The organism is Acinetobacter sp. UBA3025, from assembly GCF_002367915.1.
Taxonomy (GTDB): Bacteria; Pseudomonadota; Gammaproteobacteria; order Pseudomonadales; family Moraxellaceae; genus Acinetobacter.
This window is the reverse complement of record NZ_DFDO01000294.1, coordinates 1-4,025: the sequence shown is the minus strand read 5'-3', so window position 1 is coordinate 4,025 and position 4,025 is coordinate 1. Positions and strand designations below refer to the sequence as shown.

The 4,025-nt window shown below is 43.6% G+C and carries 2 protein-coding genes and 1 pseudogene; all 3 read right to left on the bottom strand.

The genetic code is table 11. The features are described from left to right. On the bottom strand, window positions 1-1,859 hold a 1,859-nt coding region (locus B4J23_RS12375), incomplete at its 3' end, for a type I secretion system permease/ATPase (RefSeq protein ID WP_291360992.1). Next, window positions 1,856-3,396 (bottom strand): annotated as a pseudogene (locus B4J23_RS12370) (TolC family outer membrane protein). The pseudogene B4J23_RS12370 and the gene B4J23_RS12375, both read right to left, overlap by 4 nt. Window positions 3,397-3,535: 139 nt before the next feature. Further along, window positions 3,536-4,025 (bottom strand): LPS export ABC transporter ATP-binding protein (lptB, locus tag B4J23_RS12365; RefSeq protein WP_291360990.1); only part of this gene is annotated, 490 nt, incomplete at its 5' end.

Here is a 4,025-nt window from a genome sequence, read left to right as displayed (position 1 = left end):
AAGGCTTGACGCTGTCCACCCGAGAAGCCCACTCCACCTTCCAGAATGATATGATCCAGACCTTCTTTTTTCTCTTGAACAAAGTTAAGTGCACCAGTGATTTGTAAGGCTTCCAGAATCTGTTGATCCGTAGCGAGCGGTGCACCCAAAGTCAGGTTTTCACGAATACTACCGTAAAAGAGTTGTGAATTCTGATTGAGCAGGCCCATATCACGGCGTACATCTGAAGGATCGATCAGAGTCAGATCAATACCATCCAGTCTGACCTTACCCTGTGCTGGGGTTTGCATGCCCGACAACAGTTGTAACAGCGTCGATTTACCTGCACCGTTACGGCCCAGAATTGCAATTTTTTCACCTGGCTTAATTTCCAGTTTTGGAATGACCAGACTCGGTTTGGGATCATCATCGCCGTATTTGAATACCACGCCACTCAGGTCATAATGACCATCCAATACAGGACGGTGAATCAGATGTGAATAGTCCGGTTGATCCACCGGTTTTTTCATCAATTCATCCAGACCGCCTTTAGCAACTTTGGCTTGTTGTAAACGCCCCAAGACACCAGTGATTTGTGAAATGGGTGCCAGCATCCGTGATGATAAAATCGAACAGGCAACTAAAGCACCCGTGGTCATCTCACCATCCATCACCGCAAATGCACCAACCAAGACCACAATGGCAAAGGTGAGTCCCTGAATTTTTTGGGTCCATGCTGTCATTAAGCCAACAATTTTACGTTGTTGCATACTGACATCAGCAGAGACTTCATTCATATGATTCCATTGGTTCTGGAAGCGGGTTTCAGCTCTTAACAGCTTGATATCTTCAATCCCTTGTACGGCTTCCACTAATAAAGCATTACGGATTGCAGATTCACGCATTCCTAACTGTGCCAACTTGGCCAGTTTTTTCTGCGCCAGAATTCCCGGAAGAATCATGAGTGGTACTACCAGTAGCATGACCCAGAACAGGTTGCCGCCAATAATCCAGAAGATTCCCAGGAACAGGAAGAAGAATGGTAAATCTGCAATTGCCGTCACGGTAGTGGAAGTGACCAGTTCACGCACACCTTCGAGTTCACGAATCTGTGAAATAAACGTTCCGGTCGATTTGGAACGCTCACTATTTTTAATTCTTAAGGAATGACCAAATACCCGGTCAGAAATTTTCAGGTCAGCCCGTTTACCAATAATGTCTGAAAGATAAATACGGGATACCCGTAATACAAATTCGAAAATAGCCGCAATCAGTACACCACCGGCCAACACCCACAAAGTAGGAATCGATTGTGAAGGAATGACACGGTCATAAACGTTCATCGAGAATACAATCGTCGCTAAAGCCAAAATATTGGCGATTAAAGAGGCAAACATTACATCGATATAGCGTTTCCAGTCTTTTAAAACAATTGACCAGAACCAGTTTTTCTCAAAGGGCTTGATATATTCATCGACACGTGCATCCGGTACAGAAGACTCTGGTCGCAGGATATAAACATGCTTCGCACCAGCCTCTAACTGCTCGATGGTAAAACTTTGCGATAAGCCAGCATCACCACTCAGTTGTACGCTAACATTGCCTTGTGTGTCGATACGTTCAATAACACCAACATCTCCGCTATCAAATTCAACCAATAAGGGCAAACGCCAGGGATTCAGCAAACTGCTATCGAATTTATTTTTGCGGACATTTAATCCCATCTGACGGCTAACAATCTTGAGCATTTCATCAATGTCATGATGCTGGTTCCAGTCCAGTTGAAGACGAATCCGCTCCTCAGATGGTTCGATCCGATAATGCTTGGCAATATTCAAAACTGCCTGAAGCCACGGCTGACAATTTATTGTAGTACTCATGGCTGAACTTCAAACCCTTGAATGGAAATACGGTTAAGCGCGTAAATATCCCGTGTACGGCCTGTTACCTGAATGTATTGCACAATCGCCGAATAGATGTCATAGCGCGCTGATTCAATTTCCTGTGCTGCGCTGTGAATCGCCTGTTCTGCATTCAATAAATCCACTACAGTCGGTGTGCCCAATTTATATTGTTCTTGATATAGTTCTTTGGTTCGTACCGTGGTTTCACGGCGCTGAGCCAGGACATTCATTTGTCTTTGTTTATTTTCAATCTGTTCCCGGATTAAGCGAACCTGATCCAGCACATCCAGATAGACAGTATTGACCTGTGCGCGTGCAGCTTCTTCGGCATAACTGGCAGCACGTGCCTGAGACTGAACAGCACCCCCTGATAAAAATTACTGCTGGCTTCAATCATAATAGAATTATAAAAGCCATCATCTTCATTATTATTCGGATTTCGACCATTAACTGCCTGACTTAAGCTACCTTTCAGATTAATGGTCGGATAACGGCTTAAACGTGCCTGATCTTTTCGCAATCGGGCTACATCTACTCCTGAATGTGCCAAGATCATGCTTGGAACCTGGGTAAATTCGGGATCCTGATAAAGATCAGCTTGAGTCACGATACGATCTGGAATTTCCCATTGAATTGCAGAGACATCAAATCCCAATAAAGTTCGCAAACGTTGCTGATATTTTCTTAACTGGGTTTGTTGCACGATCAGGTTAGATTGTGCAGCTTCCAGATTGGACTGCGCCTGAACCGGATCGGCCTGTGTGCTAATTCCGGCGCGAGCACGTAAATTGGCAATTTCTGCAATTCGTGCAATGCCTTGAATCTGCTGTTCGGCAATCTTGGTAATTTCCTGATAGCGTTTAATATTGACGATGGCATCAGCTACTTCCAGTGCCACCTGATCCAGACTCACCAATACTCTTGCCTGTTCTTCTGCCAGTCTCGCCTCTTCAACACTGACATTGGTTCTAATCTTGCCAAAGTCATATAGCATCTGGGTTGCATTCAGAGAAACCACCTGACGTCCACGTTCACCTGAGGTCAAATCTCCGGTACCTACACCGCCAGATAACTGCGGATAATAGGCTGCTTTGGCCACATCAATATTGGCGGCCTGTGCAGATAAAGACGAAATACTCTGGGCAATTTCCGGACGACGCTGAACTGCAGTATGAACCGCCTCAATCAGACTCATTTTTGCAGGAATACCAGCATTTATAGGTCGAATTGAAGATTGTGCCTGCTGCGGCCGACTAATCTGCGGCAGTTCAGCCACCTTTGAGGTATCCAGTGAGTACTGACTAAGTGAGCTAATATCAATCGTCTGCGCTGATCGCGTTGGCTCTGGTGCAATCAGTTTTCCTAATCCACTTTTAATATTATTAAAATAATTCTGTGAATTTTCTGCATGTACGAATGGCACAGATAAAGGTAAAAGAAGAATGACCCATATTCCCTTATTTTTATCTATTATCTCCTGAACATTTTTTAAGTGCTGCACCCTAAATTGCATAATAATGAATGTTTCGTGTTTTAGCCTAACAATATATCAAATCATACAAAAAGATAGCTTTTTCGTCTTAAGTTAAGTAAAAAAACCCGCATTTGACGACTAAAGTCTTAATGCGGGTTTTTCTGATAATGAAAATTTTCTATACAGTAAAGTCATCACCCAGATAAACTTTACGTACCGTTTCATTGGCCAGAATTTCTTGTGCCGTGCCTTCAGCAATAACTGAACCTTCGCTGACAATATAGGCATGTTCACAGATGGCCAAAGTTTCACGAACGTTGTGATCGGTAATCAATACTCCAATTCCACGATCTTTCAGCGTCGTAATAATATCTTTAATATCACCCACGGAAATCGGGTCAACCCCGGCAAAAGGTTCATCCAATAACATGAATTTAGGGTCAGCTGCCAACGCACGGGCAATTTCAGCACGACGACGTTCACCACCCGAAACACTCATACCCAATGAATCTTTAATATGGGTAATTTTAAAGTCTGCTAGTAATTCGGCTAAACGTTGTTGACGCTGAGCTTTGCTTAACTCCTTACGGGTTTCCAGAATCGCCATAATATTTTCCGAAATGGTTAGTTTTCTAAAAATAGAAGCTTCCTGAGGTAAATAGCCAATC